This is a genomic window from Enterobacter sp. BNK-14 (assembly GCF_047456095.1).
Lineage (GTDB): Bacteria > Pseudomonadota > Gammaproteobacteria > Enterobacterales > Enterobacteriaceae > Enterobacter > Enterobacter kobei.
Map to the genome: position 1 here is coordinate 2,540,497 of NZ_CP179897.1, position 18,736 is coordinate 2,559,232.

An 18,736-nucleotide genomic window follows, 5' to 3' on the forward strand; every position below is an offset into this window, starting at 1 on the left:
CTTACTCATCCGGGTTGAGGCGACGACGGCTGATGATACGCAGCAGACGCCACAGCACCCATGCCAGCAAGACCACGCTGACCGCGGCCAGGATGGCGAGCAGAACCGGATGGTTAGACAGCGCATACCACAGGCGTTCGAACCACGGCAGATGGCCGACGTAGTACACATCACCCACGCGCAGGCTGTTGACGCCAGACTCACGGATCACCGACACAGAGCCAAACATCGCGGCACGTTTACCACTGTCGTTCATCGCCGTATTCAGCAGTTCATAGCCACGCGGGCTGTCCGCCAGAAGCGCCACCACGCTACGCTGATCGTTATAAGGTGACTGGAAGCCCACTACCGCAGCCATCGCCCCCTGAGAGGTGACGGCCGTCTGCGCGCTGGCCTGGCGATCGTTCGCATCCGGCATGATGCTCGGGAAATCGGTCTGGCGCAGCGGGGTGTTAACCCAGGACTCCGTGGCTTTCACCAGCAGGTCGATACGCTTATCATCCTTCAGCTTATCCGGAATCGTACCGATGACCATGATGTCAGCGTCTTTGTTCTGGATCTGGCTGCCATCGTCCGTCAACGTGACGTTAATTGCCGGCAATCCCGTCTGGGCCCCAACGGTTGCTATGGTATCAAGCAGGGTTGTCACCTGACCTTCGTTTGGCGCTTTTGGCATCACAACGATGGACTCAGAGAGATCGGCCATGCGGCTGAACGGGAAGCCTGCATTAGCAAAGGCGCGCAGATCCGGCATCGCCAGGAAGTGATAGTACTTCGAGAAGTCGATGGTCGACTCATCGCCGATGACAACGTGGTTCTGAACCTGCTGGAAGGTGATGCAGTTATCCACCGAACCGCCAGGCATCGGGTTCATGTACTGGAAGTCAAAACGCAACTGGTTGATTGCCCCAAGCTTCAGTGCCGGAATGGAGACATCCGTTTTACCGTCCAGCAGCCCCTGCAGCACCGGCAGGCGAAGCATCAGTCGGTTAGTGTCCTGGGTACTTTGCAGGCTGAACGATTGCAGGAACTGGTTGTTCAGGCTGATATCCATGCGCGAGCTGTCTTTCGTCGCTGGGGCGGTATAGCGGTAGTTAAGATTGATATCAATGCCGTTGGTACGCAGCAGGTACAGATCCGGCGGCAGGTTCAATGACAGGCTAATAGGCGAGGGTTCAAGCCCGGACGCCTGCAGCTGCTCTTCATAGGTTTTCAGCTCACCAAACGTCACGACACGGTCGGTACGCACCCAGTTTGGCGCATCATAAGGTTTACGCGCCAGCAGCGGCTTGACCTCGTCCACCACGACGCTGTTGCCGCGGAAAAGAACGTTGCCCTGGGCAATCGCTTTTGCCGCCTGGACCAGATCTTTATCGTCACGACCAAAGACCACCAGCAGCTTCACGTACGGGTTATCCGGGTGGCTGACCATCTCAATGGTTGGCGCTTTGACTTCAGGATGATCGCGCAGGAAGGCAGGACGTTTCGCGTTGGTGGCAAATACAATCGCGTTTCTGTCCGGCATTTTGTCATACATCACAGGGAAGTTCTGACCGCGCCAGCCGGAACGCGAACCAAACCAGGAAGCCACAATGGTGGCCGCCAGCTGCTCGGTTACGTCCGGGGACGACGCAAACACCATCGGCAGCGTGAGCGGACGGTTATCACGAGGATCGAAGAACGGCACCGGGAAGGCGGAGAGATCGTTCTTCAGCGCCAGGGACTGATAGGTCATCTGCAGCGAGGAGTTACGCCCGATGTCCATCCACAGCGTGTTGCTGGCCGGGTTTTCACAGACATCGCGGTAGTGACCCACAAACTCCAGACGAATGCGGTTAAAGTCGGTAATGAACAGCGGGTTAATCGGCACCTGCGCCTGCGTTTTCTTACCCAGTTGTTCTTTGGTAACCGGCAGTACGTCCATCAGCTCATCGTTCAGGTAAACCTTCAACTGAGACTGGGTCGGCAGCAGGGACGGCGACGGGGTATATTCAAGGTTCAGCACGGCATTCGAGACGACTTCATCGCTGCGCATGCCAAATTCAATGCCGCCATTAGGATTGATGCCGCGCAATACCATGCTGCCCGGCGGCGGCGCGATTTGCGCGAAGGTCAGCTTGACGTCGCGTGACGGGGCATTTTCCGCGACAACGGGCGCATTCGCCCCCCGAACACCCGGCATCACCTGTCCGATAACCGGGTTCTCGGCGGGTAGAGTGTTCCCCTCCGTTGGCTGGTTCGGAATGACATTTTCTGTTTGACCGGGCGCGGCAGTAATAACCGGATCGGTTGCCTGCGCGACCACAGGCACTGTTGGCGCAGGCGTTGCCGCTGCGTTATCAGGCTCTGCGTTAGCCATTGTTGCGGGGAGCGCACTCATCCCCATTGCCACTGCACATAACCAGGAAAGTTTTGTTTTCATCGCGTTATCATCATTGTTGAGCCATAACCGGGTCCGCCTGCTTCGCCTCATCCCGCTCAGGACGACGAGGAATGAACGACACGACCCAGGAAACCAGCGAAGTAAGTGACCGGAAAATTAATTTCACCGACGACGGGGCAAATTCTGCAAGGTGACGATAGCCACGGAACCCCAGCTTCAGAATATCCAGCAGGCTTTCCAGAGGTTTATCTTCCGGGAAGCTGTCCTGCCAGAGAGCCCATGTATCCGCACGGGCAAACGTACACTGCACAAAATCAATGTGTTGCTTTTTGGTCAACGGCATCAGTTGCAGACCGACTTCATTGCCCGCCACACGCGCTACCTGCGTCGGGAAGACATACTCCTGCTGGCCACGCTTAAGCAGCAGGTTAACTTTTTGCCCTTCCAGCACTTTCGCCTGGCCGTTGATTTTGATCCCCAGACCACCGTCAGAGAAGTCGTGCACGGTACAGGAGAAGAGGTGACCATCTTCACGGGCAATCGCCGCGGGCATGCAGATTTCAACGCGATGCGCGCGACGAACCTGTTTACTCTCCACCGACACCGCCACCGCGCCGCCAAGAATAATCAGGTTGTAGAAGACCCAGGCCATACTCACAAAGACGGTCAGGATTTCATTTTCAGGGCCGTAGAAGTAACGCCAGATACCGGCGATGACGCCAACGATGTTCAGCAACACCAGGAAGATATACGGACGGGAGATCACCCAGTCGACGTACTCCTCTTCCACCAGCCCCCCCTTCGCGGTGACGTTGAATTTCCCTTTATGCGGGTTGATCAGCGCCACCATCGTTGGCGGCGCAATGTACCAGGCCAGCACCGTTTCGTAGATTTCACTCCAGAAGGAATGGCGATATTTACCCTGAATCTTCGAGTTCGTCAGGCTCGCGTGGATCATGTGCGGCAGAACAAACAGCGCAATCATCAGCGCCGGGGCGTAGATGATATAGGCGTGAAGGAGCAGGAACGCCAGCGGTGCGGTCAGGAAGATCAGCCGCGGGATGCCGGATAAGAAGTGGAACATCGCGTTGACGTAGCAGAGACGCTGCGCCAGCTTGAGCCCTTTCCCTATCAGTGGATTATCGAGACGGAAAATCTGCACCATGCCGCGCGCCCAGCGAATACGCTGACCAATGTGCGCCGAGAGCGATTCCGTCGCCAGACCGGCGGCCTGAGGAATACGCATATAGGCCGAGGTATAACCCCGACGGTGCAGACGCAACGAGGTGTGCGCATCTTCAGTCACCGTTTCGACGGCAATACCGCCAATTTCATCCAGCGGTTTACGGCGGATAACCGCACAGGAGCCGCAGAAGAACGTGGCGTCCCACATGTCGTTACCATCCTGCACCAGACCATAGAACAGCGTGCCTTCGTTCGGGGTCTTACGGAAACGGCCAAGGTTGCGTTCAAACGGGTCCGGCGAGAAGAAGTGGTGCGGCGTCTGCATCATCGCCAGCTCTTTCTCTTTCAGGAACCAGCCCATGGTCATCTGCAGGAACGATCGCGTAGGTACGTGGTCGCAGTCAAAGATCGAGACAAACTCCCCGGTGGCATACTTCAGCGCGTTATTGATGTTACCGGCTTTAGCATGTTCGTGCGTCGGACGGGCGATGTATTCGACGCCGACCTCTTCCGCGAACTGGCGGAACGCTGGGCGGTTGCCGTCATCCAGGATCCAGACCTTGAGTTTATCTTTCGGCCAGTCGATGCCGAGCGCAGCATAAATGGTGTTTTTCACCACGCTCAGGTCTTCGTTGTAGGTTGGGACGAAGAGATCGACAGTCGGCCACGTCGTGGTGTCCTTCGGCAGCGGTACGGGCTGGCGATTGAGCGGCCAGATGACCTGGAAATACCCCAACACCAGCACAATCCAGGCATAGGTTTCGGCAAACAGCAGAATCAGACCGCAGACCAGACTCACCGGGTCGTCCCAGTTCAGCGTTGAGGTATAACGCCACCAGATATAGCGGCAGGAAACGGTCAGCGACAGCACAATCAGCATCAGTGCCGAGAAGCGGCCCGGAATACGACGCACCAGCAACGCCACGCCCCACAGCAGGATCAGGAAGGTGAACTGCGCCAGGGGATTGAAGGGTTGCGTAATACAGACCAGCGCCAGAATCAGTGAGAACACGACAATCACGCCGAGGATAAAACGCCGCAGGCCCGGGTGGAGGTGCCCGAGCTCTTTTTGGTTATCCAGATGGCTGGTTTTGTCGGTCACGCTGTCAGGCAATTTATCCAGCCACTGGTGATAGCGCTCGCGCAGCTGTTGAACGCGGGAGAAACTGCGCCAGTGCGGCGTCTGGCGTTCTCGCTGCGACGAGGTGACGACCAGCCAGACGGCCTGAATGAGATAACGCGCCGGATCCAAAGGCCGCGGCCGGTCAGGGTTAATGTGTGGATATAATTCATTATGGTGCGCACGTATGCGCTGCCAGCGCGGATGTTCAAGCGGAATGAACATCCAGGCCATAATCATCCAGAAACAGCCAAGCGCGGCACTGAATGCCGACGCACCATGCCGACGAAAATGTCGGTAGCGTTCGCTCAGACGCGCATTAACCGGCGGGATAAGGAACCAACTGGCGAGTCGACTCATACCGAACTCCCTGCCGGCTCCGCCGCGTTGGCGAAGTTCAGCAGACACCAGTTAGCCAGCGTGAGGATCTCCTCTGCCGCCAGGGAATCGCTGCGGTACTCGCCGAGCGGCTGCTTGGAGGCCAGGGATTCTGCCATTCCTTCATCCCGGTGAATCACAATGGGTAGCAGGCGACGCTGACTCTGTAGCCAGACCTGGTAGAGATCGTCCTGGATCTGGCTCCCGATGCGTAAGTCGTTAATCAGGAGGTGCGCATTTTGCGGCAGCCCCTGTTGATGCAGACGAATATGGCAATTTGCATCCACGTTGACGATGGAGAGAACATGATCGCACTGCGCGATAAGCTGCCGGGTTAACGTCCCGGCGCCGTGCGGCAGATCCACCAGGATCCACTGGTAGTGGCCTTTTTCTTTCAGACTTTGCAATGCAAGCGTGAACTGCGAAAACAACCGCTGATAAGCGGCTTCATTCTCACGTTCGGTGGTGGTGAGCTGACCAAAAGGCAGTAAATCAAGCTGAGAGGTATAGCGCAGCCCTGCATCCCGCCAGTCTTTATCATCAAGCAACGCGCGTGCCCAACCCGCTTCACGAGTGAAGTCGACGTTGAACGACATACGCAGCAAATTATCGGCGCAGGCGTCAATCACCAACACCGATTCACCTAAAAGCTGTAATGACCACGCCAGCGCCGCGGTAACGGATGTGGTACCCACACCGCCACGGACACCCTGTAATCCGAGTATGGCCATCAATGGCTCCCTTATTGTTGATGGGCGAATTCAGCTAATAATGGCCAGCGTTTAATAGCCGCGGCCAACTGTTCCCGCTGGGAAATATCGGTGTAATCTATTTCAGGTAAAGAAAAGGCCTGCGTCAGCGCCAGAAAATCGTTTTGGAATGTATAGCCCAGGGTCGAGTCGACTGGGGTTCCGGGTTCGTTATTATCCATTTTTCTGCCATCCCTTTGAGGAAAATCGCACGCTCAGAAGTTGCGGGGCGTCCTGCCCTGACAAATTTCATTTACATGCTAAATCTGATGTTCTTTAATTTCAATGTTAGGTTTATTTCTACGCTTTCGCTAGTAAACTGAGATACAGATAAATTAGACGAAAAGAGGGACACCGTGGACTCCATATTTTCTATTGGCATCCAGTCATTATGGGACGAATTGAGCCACATGCCAGTCGGTGGAGTCTGGTGGATTAATACCGACCGTAATGAAGATGCCATCAGTCTGGTAAACCAGACAATTGCCGCCCAGGATAAGGATTCCCGCGTGGCTGTCATTAGCATGGGCGAAGAGCCGAAGAAAATTATCACGCTGGAAAGTGACGGCGGACCGCAAACCGTGCGCTTATTTTCCATGTCAGCAGAAGTGGATAGTCTATACTTTTTGTCCCGCGACGTTCAGTGCTCCATTGATCCGGATCACTATTTAGTGATTCTTAAATGCGCAAATAACGTCCTGCAAAATATCCCTGCTGAAAAACTGCTGCCGTGGCTGGAAAAAATCAATAAATGGGCAAAATTTCAAAATTGCACGCTATTGGTCGTCAATCCCGGCAGTAATAATGACAAGTTATTTTCACTTTTAATGGGTGAATATCGCTCCCTGTTCGGTCTGGCCAGTCTGCGTGACCAGGTGGGCAGCTATCTCTACGATATTGCTTTCTGGTGTAATGAAAAAGGCGTGAGCGCCAGGCAACAGCTGACCCTGAAACAGAGTGAGGGGAAATGGCACCTGGCACAGCAGGAAGAAACGGTTGTGCAGCCGCGCAGTGATGAAAAACGCATCCTGAGCCATATTGCGGTTTTAGAGGGCGCGCCCGCGCTGTCGGAAAACTGGTCGCTGTTTGAGTCTAACGAAGCGCTTTTTCATGAAGCTCGTACAACCCAGGCGGCAACCCTTGTTTTCTCGTTGATGCAAAATAACCAGATTGAGACGCTGGCGAGACAAATTCATACCTTACGTCGCCAGCGCGGCAGCGCATTAAAAATTGTGGTGCGGGAAAACAATACCAGCCTGCGCGCCACCGATGAGCGTCTGCTGCTTGGCTGCGGAGCAAATATGGTTGTTCCATGGAATGCGCCGCTGTCACGCTGCCTGACGCTAATCGAAAGCGTTCAGGGACAGCAGTTCAGCCGCCATGTGCCGGAAGACATTTCCACCTTGCTCTCCATGACGCAGCCGATGAAGCTGCGCGGATACCAGAAATGGGATAACTTCTGCGACGCCGTCGGCAATATGATGAGCAACACGCTACTTCCTGCGGACGGGAAAGGGGTGATGGTTGCCCTGCGTCCTGTTCCGGGTATCCGCGTTGAACAGGCTCTCACCTTATGTCGTCCGAATCGTACAGGGGACATCATGACCATTGGCGACAATCGCCTGGTGCTATTTTTGTCCTTCTGCCGGGTGAACGATCTTGATACCGCGCTTAACCACATCTTTCCCCTGCCTACCGGGGATATTTTCTCAAACCGTATGATCTGGTTCGAAGATAATGCTATCAGCGCGGAGCTGGTGCAGATGCGCGCACTTCAGCCTGAACAATGGGTTAAACCGCTGGTGATCACCAGCGATGCAAAACCGATTCTCAATGCCAGACATGACGGTCATGTCTGGCGTCGGGTTCCGGAACCCCATCGCTTATTAACCGAGAATGGGGAGAACGTACCATCATGAATATCAGCGATATTATTCAACTGGTCGTATTCTGTGCGCTGATCTTTTTCCCGCTTGGCTACTATGCGCGCCATTCCATACGTCGTATCCGTGATACGGCCAGAGTGATGTTTATAAAACCTCGCTATGTAAAACCAGCCGGAACACTGACACGGGCATCACACGTCAAGGCAGACCGAAAACATGACTAATTCTACCTATACCGCTTCGTCACCCTCGCCGCTCTGGCAATACTGGCGCGGCCTTTCCGGCTGGAACTTTTACTTTCTGGTGAAGTTTGGTTTGCTCTGGGCAGGCTATCTGAATTTCCATCCCCTGCTTAACCTGGTCTTTATGGCCTTCCTGCTGATGCCGTTGCCGAATATCAGGCTGCATCGTTTACGTCACTGGGTAGCCATCCCCGTCGGCTTTGCGCTGTTCTGGCACGATACCTGGCTACCGGGTCCGGACAGCATAATGAGCCAGGGATCACAAGTTGCGGGCTTCAGTGCAGACTACATGCTTGATCTGGTTGAGCGCTTTATTAACTGGCAGATGATTGGCGCTATCTTTGTCCTGCTGGTGGCCTGGCTGTTCCTGTCGCAGTGGATCCGCGTCACGGTGTTTGTTGTCGCCATTATGATCTGGCTTAACGTACTGACGCTGGCAGGACCGGACTTCTCCCTGTGGCCTGCCGGTCAACCAACCACCACGGTGACCACCACGGGTGGAAGCGCAGCGGCTACTGTTACCACGGCAGGCGATACGCCTGTGGTAGGTGATATTCCAACCCAGACCGCACCGCCGACCTCCACCAACCTCAATGCGTGGCTTTCCAGCTTCTATACCGCAGAAGATAAGCGACAGACGAAATTCCCGGATGCACTGCCGGCAGATGCTCAACCGTTTGAGCTGCTGGTGATTAACATCTGTTCCCTCTCCTGGGCCGATGTGGATGCAGCCGGATTAATGTCTCACCCACTGTGGTCTCATTTCGATATCCAGTTTAAAGATTTCAACTCTGCCACCTCATACAGCGGCCCGGCAGCGATTCGCCTTCTGCGTGCAAGCTGCGGTCAGACATCGCATAAAAACCTGTACCAGCCGGCAGGGAATCAGTGTTATCTGTTCGATAACCTCGCGAAGCTGGGCTTTACGCAGCATCTGATGCTGGGACATAACGGCCAGTTCGGTAACTTCCTGAAAGAGGTGCGTGAACAGGGTGGCATGCAGGCGCCGCTGATGGATCAAACCGGGCTTCCCGTTACTCTGCTCGGCTTCGACGGTTCACCTGTTTACGACGATACAGCCGTACTGCAGCGCTGGCTGCAAACCATCGAAAAAGACAGCAACCCGCGCAGTGCGACGTTCTTTAACACCCTGCCGCTTCACGACGGTAACCACTTCCCGGGCGTGAGCAAAACGGCAGATTATAAAGTGCGTGCGCAGAAATTCTTCGACGAGCTGGATGCGTTCTTCACTGAGCTGGAAAAATCAGGCCGTAAAGTGATGGTGGTTGTCGTGCCTGAACACGGCGGCGCGCTGAAAGGCGACAGAATGCAGGTGTCAGGTCTGCGTGATATTCCAAGCCCGTCCATTACCAACGTGCCTGCGGGCATTAAATTCTTTGGTATGAAGGCTCCGCACCAGGGCGCGCCGATTGAGATTACACAGCCAACCAGCTATCTGGCAATTTCAGAACTGGTTGCCCGTGCCGTGGACGGGAAGCTGTTTGTGGAAGATAGCGTGAACTGGAATCAGCTCACCAGCAACCTGCCGCAAACGGCAGAGGTCTCCGAAAACGCGAATGCTGTTGTGATTCAGTACCAGAACAAACCGTACGTTCGTCTGAACGGCGGAGATTGGGTACCGTATCCGCAATAAAGGATTTACCCCTCTCCCCTGTAGGGAGAGGGGATTGTCAGTGCGTTATTATTGCGCTGAAATCCATACCAGCATTTTCAGACTTGCCGAATAGTAGTCGTCGTTAGAGGTGATTTCCGGTTCGCCGGATGGCTGACCCATCGTTAAATCCCTGACCGCCAGCAGACCGCCTTCCATCATATAGGGCGCGTATTCGTTGGTCGTGACGTTAACCCAGGCGGGTGTATGTTCCCGTGGGAACTGGCCAAACCAGGCTTTCCAGGGCGTCAGCAGCGGGCTTTGTTTATCAGACCAGGCTATGTACAGCGGAATACGAATCGCATCGTAGCTCATTCGCGGTGGCCAGCCTTTGGCCGGCGTCAGCTTGCCCGCGGATGCCAGCGAAACCCAGTCTGTCGGTAGATTCGCTTTACCCGATCCCATTTTTCCCAGCAGACGTTTCCCGTCCTTTATCAATTCACGCCAGACCGGCAAATGACTGCGTCCGGCAAAGGCCTGCCAGGCCGGAAACACAAAATAGGAAGGATTAAGGACCACTTCACCCTCAAGCTTAAATCCCTGTACGCCGGGCAGCATCACGCGGTAACCCGCATAGCGGATTACGTTGTGGTCAATCAATGCTTTCGTAATCGCATCCGATGCGGCGCTGTAGCGTTTGTCATGCCAGCGCGCATCGGCTTTTAACAACGCCCATGCAATCAGGACATCGCCATCTGTGGCGTTGTTTTTATCAGCGACCGGATTGGACTCCGCGGGGTTATAACGCCAGTAAAACAGACCATTTTCGTTGTTCTTTAGCGTCCTGTTGGTCCATTGCCAGAGCTTATCGAACGTGGCCTTATCGTCGTTAGCCACCGCCATTAACATGGCGAAACCTTGACCTTCCGTATGCGAAACGTCGCCGTTGCCGGTATCAACAATGCGGCCTTCCGGTTTGAAAAAGCGCGCCTTGTAACTCTCCCAGGCCTGACCCGCCTGCGAGAGAGGAGAGACAGCAAGCTCATCATCACAGCCAGGGTCGCGCAGACGGGTTTTCGCATCATTCACCCCATTCGGTTATTCGGCACTTCGCAGTGAAATCTCACCGCCCATCCAGGGCTTGATCACGCCATCCTGTTCCAGGAGCAACGCGCCCTGAGCGTCAATCCCGCGGGAAATGCCGTAGATCTCTTTATCACCAATCAGTAATTTCACCGGGCGATTGATAAAGTTGTCCAGTTTTTCCCAACGAGACAGGAACGTTGCGAGCCCTTCCTGTTCAAAAAGCGTCAGTGAACTGCGCAACTCTTTAATCATACGCACGGCAAGGATGTTACGATCGATGACGATCCCCGCCTCCTGGAGATTCGTCCAGGCCTGGTTGACCACATCGTTTTGTACGTTACGCATCACCATATTGAGGCCCGCGCCAATCACGATTTGCGCCGCATCGCCCGTTTTTCCCGTCAGTTCGACCAGAATACCGGCAAGTTTACGATCGTTCAGGTAAAGATCGTTAGGCCATTTAACACGCACCCGATCGGCGCCCAGATCGTGCAGCACCTCTGCCATGACAATCCCGATGACCAGACTCAGGCCAATCGCTGCGGCAGGGCCTTGATCGAGTCGCCAGTACATGGATAGGTAGAGGTTGGCACCAAAGGGCGAGAACCATTTTCGCCCTCGGCGACCACGCCCGGCCTGCTGATACTCTGCAACGCAGGCATCGCCGGATTTCAGTTCAGGCAGACGCTCCAGAAGATACTGGTTCGTTGAGTCAATCACCGGCAGCACCGCAACATTGCCGTGCCCAATCTGGCTACGAATCACGTCTTCATTCAGCAATTGAATGGGTTCCGGCAGGCTGTACCCTTTTCCAGGAACGGTAAAGACATCGACACCCCAGTCGCGGAGGGTCTGGATATGCTTATTAATGCCTGCACGGCTCATGCCCAGCTGCTCACCCAGCTGCTCGCCAGAATGAAACTCCCCATCCGCAAGGATGCTAATTAGGGTTAACGGGATGGTATTGTCTTTCACGCGATGGTCTCCACGGCATTCACTTCACCTGTGCGGCCAATGAAGCGGACTTCTGGCTCCAGCCAGACGTTAAACTTTTCACCCACACGTTCACGAACATAATGAGCCAGTTTGACCACGTCATCACTGCTCGCATCATGTTGATTGATCAGTACCAGAGCCTGCTGCTGATGAACGGCAGCGCCTCCGACTGAAGTGCCTTTAAGCTGGCATTGATCGATAAGCCATCCCGCAGCCAGCTTCACGCTGCCATCTGCCTGAGGGTAATGTGGTGCTGCGGGCCATCCTTCAAGGAAGACCTTTGCCTTTTCGCTGTCGATCACCGGGTTTTTGAAGAAACTTCCGGCATTTCCATTTACTTTCGGGTCGGGAAGCTTGGTCATGCGCATATGACAAACCGAGTCAAACACATCGCGGGGTGTGGCGGTAGCCGGATCGAGACGCGTTAAATCACCGTAGGTCAGTACGGGCTGCCAGTTCTTCGACAGGCGCAGGCCCACGGCGACAATCACGTAGCGATCCTGATATTCATGTTTGAAGATACTGTCACGGTAGCCAAAACGGCACTGTTCTGCGGTTAAACGCTTAGCCGTTCCAGTCGCCAGTTCGATGCAATCGACGTATTCACAGACATGTTTCAGCTCGATGCCATAGGCACCGATGTTTTGAATCGGTGATGATCCCGCGCAGCCCGGAATAAGCGCAAGGTTTTCCAGGCCTGGCATCCCTTTTTCAAGGGTAAATTGCACCAGGTGATGCCAGTTTTCTCCGGCCCCCACGTGCAAGTGCCAGCTATCGGCGCGCTCTTCCACATCAATTCCCATGATGCGGTTAACGATCACTGTTCCCGCAAAATCGTCGAGAAACAGGACATTACTTCCTTCGCCCAGAATCAGTACGGGTTCGTTTTTTTCGGTTGCGCTTTGCCATGCATTCAGCAACTGCTGTGCAGTATCGGCACGGACAATGTGATTAGCATTGCGTTGAATACCAAAGGTATTCCAGGGCTTAAGGGAGTGGTTCATAGACGCTATCCTGATGCAAAAACGCAGGTAGTTTACCGTATAAGCAGGGCGTTGGGGGATTAGTTTGTATAGCGCAGAAACGCAAAAAGGCCATCCTTACGGATGGCCTTTTCACTTATTTGATGCCTGGCAGTTCCCTACTCTCACATGGGGAGACCCCACACTACCATCGGCGCTACGGCGTTTCACTTCTGAGTTCGGCATGGGGTCAGGTGGGACCACCGCGCTAAAGCCGCCAGGCAAATTCTGTAATCTGTATCAGCTGAAAATCGTCTCTCACCGCCAAAACAGCTTCGGCGTTGTAAGGTTAAGCCTCACGGTTCATTAGTATCGGTTAGCTCAACGCATCGCTGCGCTTACACACCCGACCTATCAACGTCGTCGTCTTCAACGTTCCTTCAGGAGACTTAAAGTCTCAGGGAGAACTCATCTCGGGGCAAGTTTCGTGCTTAGATGCTTTCAGCACTTATCTCTTCCGCATTTAGCTACCGGGCAGTGCCATTGGCATGACAACCCGAACACCAGTGATGCGTCCACTCCGGTCCTCTCGTACTAGGAGCAGCCCCCCTCAATTCTCCAGCGCCCACGGCAGATAGGGACCGAACTGTCTCACGACGTTCTAAACCCAGCTCGCGTACCACTTTAAATGGCGAACAGCCATACCCTTGGGACCTACTTCAGCCCCAGGATGTGATGAGCCGACATCGAGGTGCCAAACACCGCCGTCGATATGAACTCTTGGGCGGTATCAGCCTGTTATCCCCGGAGTACCTTTTATCCGTTGAGCGATGGCCCTTCCATTCAGAACCACCGGATCACTATGACCTGCTTTCGCACCTGCTCGAGCCGTCACTCTCGCAGTCAAGCTAGCTTATGCCATTGCACTAACCTCCTGATGTCCGACCAGGATTAGCTAACCTTCGTGCTCCTCCGTTACTCTTTGGGAGGAGACCGCCCCAGTCAAACTACCCACCAGACACTGTCCGCAACCCGGATTACGGGTCTACGTTAGAACACCAGCCATTAAAGGGTGGTATTTCAAGGTCGGCTCCACGCAGACTGGCGTCCACGCTTCAAAGCCTCCCACCTATCCTACACATCAAGGACCAGTGTTCAGTGTCAAGCTATAGTAAAGGTTCACGGGGTCTTTCCGTCTTGCCGCGGGTACACTGCATCTTCACAGCGAGTTCAATTTCACTGAGTCTCGGGTGGAGACAGCCTGGCCATCATTACGCCATTCGTGCAGGTCGGAACTTACCCGACAAGGAATTTCGCTACCTTAGGACCGTTATAGTTACGGCCGCCGTTTACCGGGGCTTCGATCAAGAGCTTCGCGTTACCGCTAACCCCATCAATTAACCTTCCGGCACCGGGCAGGCGTCACACCGTATACGTCCACTTTCGTGTTTGCACAGTGCTGTGTTTTTAATAAACAGTTGCAGCCAGCTGGTATCTTCGACTGATTTCAGCTCCACCCGCAGGGGCTTCACCTACATATCAGCGTGCCTTCTCCCGAAGTTACGGCACCATTTTGCCTAGTTCCTTCACCCGAGTTCTCTCAAGCGCCTTGGTATTCTCTACCTGACCACCTGTGTCGGTTTGGGGTACGATTTCGTGTTACCTGATGCTTAGAGGCTTTTCCTGGAAGCAGGGCATTTGTTACTTCAGCACCGTAGTGCCTCGTCATCACACCTCAGCGTTAATAAGGTACCGGATTTACCTGGAACCTCCGCCTACATGCTTAAACCGGGACAACCGTCGCCCGGCTAACATAGCCTTCTCCGTCCCCCCTTCGCAGTAACACCAAGTACAGGAATATTAACCTGTTTCCCATCGACTACGCCTTTCGGCCTCGCCTTAGGGGTCGACTCACCCTGCCCCGATTAACGTTGGACAGGAACCCTTGGTCTTCCGGCGAGCGGGCTTTTCACCCGCTTTATCGTTACTTATGTCAGCATTCGCACTTCTGATACCTCCAGCAACCCTCACAGGCCACCTTCAACGGCTTACAGAACGCTCCCCTACCCAACAACGCATAAGCGTCGCTGCCGCAGCTTCGGTGCATGGTTTAGCCCCGTTACATCTTCCGCGCAGGCCGACTCGACCAGTGAGCTATTACGCTTTCTTTAAATGATGGCTGCTTCTAAGCCAACATCCTGGCTGTCTGTGCCTTCCCACATCGTTTCCCACTTAACCATGACTTTGGGACCTTAGCTGGCGGTCTGGGTTGTTTCCCTCTTCACGACGGACGTTAGCACCCGCCGTGTGTCTCCCGTGATAACATTCTTCGGTATTCGTAGTTTGCATCGGGTTGGTAAGCCGGGATGGCCCCCTAGCCGAAACAGTGCTCTACCCCCGAAGATGAGTTCACGAGGCGCTACCTAAATAGCTTTCGGGGAGAACCAGCTATCTCCCGGTTTGATTGGCCTTTCACCCCCAGCCACAGGTCATCCGCTAATTTTTCAACATTAGTCGGTTCGGTCCTCCAGTTAGTGTTACCCAACCTTCAACCTGCCCATGGCTAGATCACCGGGTTTCGGGTCTATACCCTGCAACTTAACGCCCAGTTAAGACTCGGTTTCCCTTCGGCTCCCCTATACGGTTAACCTTGCTACAGAATATAAGTCGCTGACCCATTATACAAAAGGTACGCAGTCACCTAACAAGTAGGCTCCCACTGCTTGTACGTACACGGTTTCAGGTTCTTTTTCACTCCCCTCGCCGGGGTTCTTTTCGCCTTTCCCTCACGGTACTGGTTCACTATCGGTCAGTCAGGAGTATTTAGCCTTGGAGGATGGTCCCCCCATATTCAGACAGGATACCACGTGTCCCGCCCTACTCTTCGAGTTCACAACCTGTGCATTTTCGTGTACGGGACTATCACCCTGTACCGTCGGACTTTCCAGACCGTTCCACTAACACACAAGCTGATTCAGACTCCGGGCTGCTCCCCGTTCGCTCGCCGCTACTGGGGGAATCTCGGTTGATTTCTTTTCCTCGGGGTACTTAGATGTTTCAGTTCCCCCGGTTCGCCTCGTTAACCTATGTATTCAGTTAACGATAGTGTGACGAATCACACTGGGTTTCCCCATTCGGACATCGCCGGGTCAAAGGTTCATATCACCTCGCCGGCGCTTTTCGCAGATTAGCACGTCCTTCATCGCCTCTGACTGCCAGGGCATCCACCGTGTACGCTTAGTCGCTTAACCTCACAACCCGAAGATGTTTCTTTCGATTCATCATCGGTTTGCGAAAATTTGAGAGACTCGAACACACATAACATGTGTGTCGTTTCAATTTTCAGCTTGATCCAGATTTTTAAAGAGCAAAACTTCGCAGTGCACCTTTTCAGGTTCACTCTGAAGTTTTCTTGTGTTCGCAGTAAAAGATGGTGGAGCTATGCGGGATCGAACCGCAGACCTCCTGCGTGCAAAGCAGGCGCTCTCCCAGCTGAGCTATAGCCCCATCGTTTGTAATCTCTGTACCGCTCATCCTTTAAAAGGAGTTTGGTAGGCCTGAGTGGACTTGAACCACCGACCTCACCCTTATCAGGGGTGCGCTCTAACCACCTGAGCTACAAGCCTGCAGAGATTTTTACTGCTGTTTTTTCATCAGACAATCTGTGTGAGCACTACAAAGGCAGGTTCTTTAAGGTAAGGAGGTGATCCAACCGCAGGTTCCCCTACGGTTACCTTGTTACGACTTCACCCCAGTCATGAATCACAAAGTGGTAAGCGCCCTCCCGAAGGTTAAGCTACCTACTTCTTTTGCAACCCACTCCCATGGTGTGACGGGCGGTGTGTACAAGGCCCGGGAACGTATTCACCGTAGCATTCTGATCTACGATTACTAGCGATTCCGACTTCATGGAGTCGAGTTGCAGACTCCAATCCGGACTACGACGCACTTTATGAGGTCCGCTTGCTCTCGCGAGGTCGCTTCTCTTTGTATGCGCCATTGTAGCACGTGTGTAGCCCTACTCGTAAGGGCCATGATGACTTGACGTCATCCCCACCTTCCTCCAGTTTATCACTGGCAGTCTCCTTTGAGTTCCCGGCCTAACCGCTGGCAACAAAGGATAAGGGTTGCGCTCGTTGCGGGACTTAACCCAACATTTCACAACACGAGCTGACGACAGCCATGCAGCACCTGTCTCAGAGTTCCCGAAGGCACCAATCCATCTCTGGAAAGTTCTCTGGATGTCAAGAGTAGGTAAGGTTCTTCGCGTTGCATCGAATTAAACCACATGCTCCACCGCTTGTGCGGGCCCCCGTCAATTCATTTGAGTTTTAACCTTGCGGCCGTACTCCCCAGGCGGTCGACTTAACGCGTTAGCTCCGGAAGCCACGCCTCAAGGGCACAACCTCCAAGTCGACATCGTTTACGGCGTGGACTACCAGGGTATCTAATCCTGTTTGCTCCCCACGCTTTCGCACCTGAGCGTCAGTCTTTGTCCAGGGGGCCGCCTTCGCCACCGGTATTCCTCCAGATCTCTACGCATTTCACCGCTACACCTGGAATTCTACCCCCCTCTACAAGACTCTAGCCTGCCAGTTTCGAATGCAGTTCCCAGGTTGAGCCCGGGGATTTCACATCCGACTTGACAGACCGCCTGCGTGCGCTTTACGCCCAGTAATTCCGATTAACGCTTGCACCCTCCGTATTACCGCGGCTGCTGGCACGGAGTTAGCCGGTGCTTCTTCTGCGGGTAACGTCAATTGCTGTGGTTATTAACCACAACACCTTCCTCCCCGCTGAAAGTACTTTACAACCCGAAGGCCTTCTTCATACACGCGGCATGGCTGCATCAGGCTTGCGCCCATTGTGCAATATTCCCCACTGCTGCCTCCCGTAGGAGTCTGGACCGTGTCTCAGTTCCAGTGTGGCTGGTCATCCTCTCAGACCAGCTAGGGATCGTCGCCTAGGTGAGCCGTTACCCCACCTACTAGCTAATCCCATCTGGGCACATCTGATGGCAAGAGGCCCGAAGGTCCCCCTCTTTGGTCTTGCGACGTTATGCGGTATTAGCTACCGTTTCCAGTAGTTATCCCCCTCCATCAGGCAGTTTCCCAGACATTACTCACCCGTCCGCCACTCGTCACCCGAGAGCAAGCTCTCTGTGCTACCGTTCGACTTGCATGTGTTAGGCCTGCCGCCAGCGTTCAATCTGAGCCATGATCAAACTCTTCAATTTAAGTTTGATGCTCATGAATTAAACTTCGTAATGAATTACGTATGTTCACTCAGAGACTTGGTATTCATTTATTGTCCGAAGACATTAAGAATCCATGTCACTTTGAGTGCCCACACAGATTGTCTGATAAATTGTTAAAGAGCAGTGCCGCTTCGTTTTCGCTGCGGCGCGGGGTGTGCATATTACGCTCTCCCGCTTCAGAGTCAAGCGTTTATTTTGCTTTTCTCTGCTGACCCGGCGGCGTGTGTGCCGTTGTTCCGTGTCAGTGGAGGCGCATTATAGGGAGTTATTTCACAGTGACAAGCACAAAATACAAAAAACTTTTCGTTCGCTCACTTTTCAAACTTAACGCTTATTTAAGTCGCGAATCGTCCGTTAAATGTGCGATTTCCCGCGCAAAACTGGCCACCTGCGACCAGTCGGTATAAACCACTTCTTTACGGGTATCGGTTTCACCACCGGTCATTTTCATAATCAGGCGGATCATGAAACGGTCATACCAACGGTATCGAGGGTAACGCAGCGCACCAGCAAAAACCGCGCACAGGTCTGGCTGCCACGGTGAGCTGAGTAAAAACTTGCGCGTATAGCTGTTGGTCTGCGGCGTACGCTTCTCGGCTTTACGCGCAACCAGATTGACCGAGTAAAACGCGCCGGGCAATTTGTTGAGCACCGCCGTGTGCTTTTTCACAAAGCGATCCAGCGCTGGATGGAAATGCCCGTAACGAATAGAGGCGCCAATCACCACGCGATCGTACTCCTGCCATGTGATCTGCTCCGCGCGATTCAGGTTCACCACATCCGAGTAAATACCCAGTTCTTTTAATTCCGACGCCAGATACGCGGCAATCTCACGTGTTTGTCCGTCTCGCGTAGAGAAAAGAATCAGTGTTTTCATCAA

At 53.9% G+C, this 18,736-nt stretch carries 10 protein-coding genes, 2 tRNA genes, 3 rRNA genes and 1 pseudogene; 3 read left to right on the forward strand and 13 right to left on the reverse strand.

The window, feature by feature from the left end:
• Nucleotide 1: 1 nt before the first annotated feature.
• From bcsB to bcsR, 4 genes are read right to left on the reverse strand one after another with little or no spacing between them, the layout of a single operon-like run.
• Nucleotides 2-2,422: a cellulose biosynthesis cyclic di-GMP-binding regulatory protein BcsB gene (gene bcsB / locus ACMGGM_RS12170; RefSeq protein ID WP_045135437.1), complete on the reverse strand. Its 2,421-nt coding sequence runs from the start codon at nucleotides 2,420-2,422 to the stop codon at nucleotides 2-4.
• Between the two features lie 10 nt (nucleotides 2,423-2,432).
• Complete coding sequence (gene bcsA, locus ACMGGM_RS12175) at nucleotides 2,433-5,048, reverse strand: UDP-forming cellulose synthase catalytic subunit (RefSeq protein WP_014885602.1); 2,616 nt, start codon at nucleotides 5,046-5,048, stop codon at nucleotides 2,433-2,435.
• A complete protein-coding gene (bcsQ, locus tag ACMGGM_RS12180) occupies nucleotides 5,045-5,797 on the reverse strand; it encodes a cellulose biosynthesis protein BcsQ (RefSeq protein ID WP_014885603.1) in 753 nt (250 codons plus the stop codon). The genes bcsA and bcsQ overlap by 4 nt, the downstream gene beginning before the upstream one ends.
• An 11-nt stretch (nucleotides 5,798-5,808) precedes the next feature.
• Nucleotides 5,809-5,997, reverse strand: a complete 189-nt coding sequence (bcsR, locus tag ACMGGM_RS12185; protein WP_008503237.1) for a cellulose biosynthesis protein BcsR — start codon at nucleotides 5,995-5,997, stop codon at nucleotides 5,809-5,811.
• Nucleotides 5,998-6,171: 174 nt separating this feature from the next.
• Between bcsR and bcsE the strand changes: the two genes are divergently transcribed.
• From bcsE to bcsG, 3 genes are read left to right on the forward strand one after another with little or no spacing between them, the layout of a single operon-like run.
• On the forward strand, nucleotides 6,172-7,734 hold the full coding sequence (bcsE, locus tag ACMGGM_RS12190) for a cellulose biosynthesis c-di-GMP-binding protein BcsE (RefSeq protein ID WP_023337935.1): 1,563 nt from the start codon (nucleotides 6,172-6,174) through the stop codon (nucleotides 7,732-7,734).
• Nucleotides 7,731-7,925: a cellulose biosynthesis protein BcsF gene (bcsF, locus tag ACMGGM_RS12195; protein ID WP_014885605.1), complete on the forward strand. Its 195-nt coding sequence runs from the start codon at nucleotides 7,731-7,733 to the stop codon at nucleotides 7,923-7,925. Before bcsE ends, bcsF begins: the two co-directional genes overlap by 4 nt.
• Nucleotides 7,918-9,597: a cellulose biosynthesis protein BcsG gene (bcsG, locus tag ACMGGM_RS12200; RefSeq protein ID WP_014885606.1), complete on the forward strand. Its 1,680-nt coding sequence runs from the start codon at nucleotides 7,918-7,920 to the stop codon at nucleotides 9,595-9,597. The genes bcsF and bcsG overlap by 8 nt, the downstream gene beginning before the upstream one ends.
• Nucleotides 9,598-9,645: 48 nt before the next feature.
• Here the strand turns inward: bcsG and ACMGGM_RS12205 are convergent.
• The 9 genes and pseudogenes from ACMGGM_RS12205 to hemG all read right to left on the reverse strand — a co-directional run bounded on the left by ACMGGM_RS12205 (nucleotide 9,646) and on the right by hemG (nucleotide 18,733).
• Nucleotides 9,646-10,637, reverse strand: a pseudogene (locus ACMGGM_RS12205) (glycosyl hydrolase family 8).
• A 16-nt stretch (nucleotides 10,638-10,653) separates the two neighbouring features.
• A complete protein-coding gene (gene birA, locus ACMGGM_RS12210; protein WP_014885608.1) occupies nucleotides 10,654-11,616 on the reverse strand; it encodes a bifunctional biotin--[acetyl-CoA-carboxylase] ligase/biotin operon repressor BirA in 963 nt (320 codons plus the stop codon).
• Nucleotides 11,613-12,641, reverse strand: coding sequence for a UDP-N-acetylmuramate dehydrogenase (gene murB / locus ACMGGM_RS12215; protein ID WP_023331542.1), 1,029 nt, complete (start codon nucleotides 12,639-12,641; stop codon nucleotides 11,613-11,615). The genes birA and murB overlap by 4 nt, the downstream gene beginning before the upstream one ends.
• Nucleotides 12,642-12,765: 124 nt before the next feature.
• A 5S ribosomal RNA gene (gene rrf, locus ACMGGM_RS12220) occupies nucleotides 12,766-12,881 on the reverse strand.
• A 63-nt stretch (nucleotides 12,882-12,944) separates the two neighbouring features.
• Nucleotides 12,945-15,850 (reverse strand): 23S ribosomal RNA (locus ACMGGM_RS12225).
• A gap of 180 nt (nucleotides 15,851-16,030) precedes the next feature.
• Nucleotides 16,031-16,106, reverse strand: a tRNA-Ala gene (locus ACMGGM_RS12230).
• A 42-nt stretch (nucleotides 16,107-16,148) separates the two neighbouring features.
• Nucleotides 16,149-16,225: transfer RNA gene (locus ACMGGM_RS12235), tRNA-Ile, on the reverse strand.
• Nucleotides 16,226-16,295: 70 nt separating this feature from the next.
• A 16S ribosomal RNA gene (locus ACMGGM_RS12240) occupies nucleotides 16,296-17,835 on the reverse strand.
• The 16S, 23S and 5S rRNA genes sit together here with 2 tRNA genes alongside, the layout of an rRNA operon.
• A 352-nt stretch (nucleotides 17,836-18,187) precedes the next feature.
• Nucleotides 18,188-18,733, reverse strand: a complete 546-nt coding sequence (gene hemG / locus ACMGGM_RS12245) for a menaquinone-dependent protoporphyrinogen IX dehydrogenase (RefSeq protein WP_014885610.1) — start codon at nucleotides 18,731-18,733, stop codon at nucleotides 18,188-18,190.
• Between the last annotated feature and the right edge of the window lie 3 nt (nucleotides 18,734-18,736).

Bases quoted from the DNA above. Each gene is read 5' to 3' on its own strand.
- bcsB (WP_045135437.1), bottom strand. From the start codon at position 2,422: ATGAAAACAAAACTTTCCTGGTTATGTGCAGTGGCAATGGGGATGAGT.
- bcsA (WP_014885602.1), bottom strand. From the start codon at position 5,048: ATGAGTCGACTCGCCAGTTGGTTCCTTATCCCGCCGGTTAATGCGCGT.
- bcsQ (WP_014885603.1), bottom strand. From the start codon at position 5,797: ATGGCCATACTCGGATTACAGGGTGTCCGTGGCGGTGTGGGTACCACA.
- bcsR (WP_008503237.1), bottom strand. From the start codon at position 5,997: ATGGATAATAACGAACCCGGAACCCCAGTCGACTCGACCCTGGGCTAT.
- bcsF (WP_014885605.1), top strand. From the start codon at position 7,731: ATGAATATCAGCGATATTATTCAACTGGTCGTATTCTGTGCGCTGATC.
- bcsG (WP_014885606.1), top strand. From the start codon at position 7,918: ATGACTAATTCTACCTATACCGCTTCGTCACCCTCGCCGCTCTGGCAA.
- murB (WP_023331542.1), bottom strand. From the start codon at position 12,641: ATGAACCACTCCCTTAAGCCCTGGAATACCTTTGGTATTCAACGCAAT.
- hemG (WP_014885610.1), bottom strand. From the start codon at position 18,733: ATGAAAACACTGATTCTTTTCTCTACGCGAGACGGACAAACACGTGAG.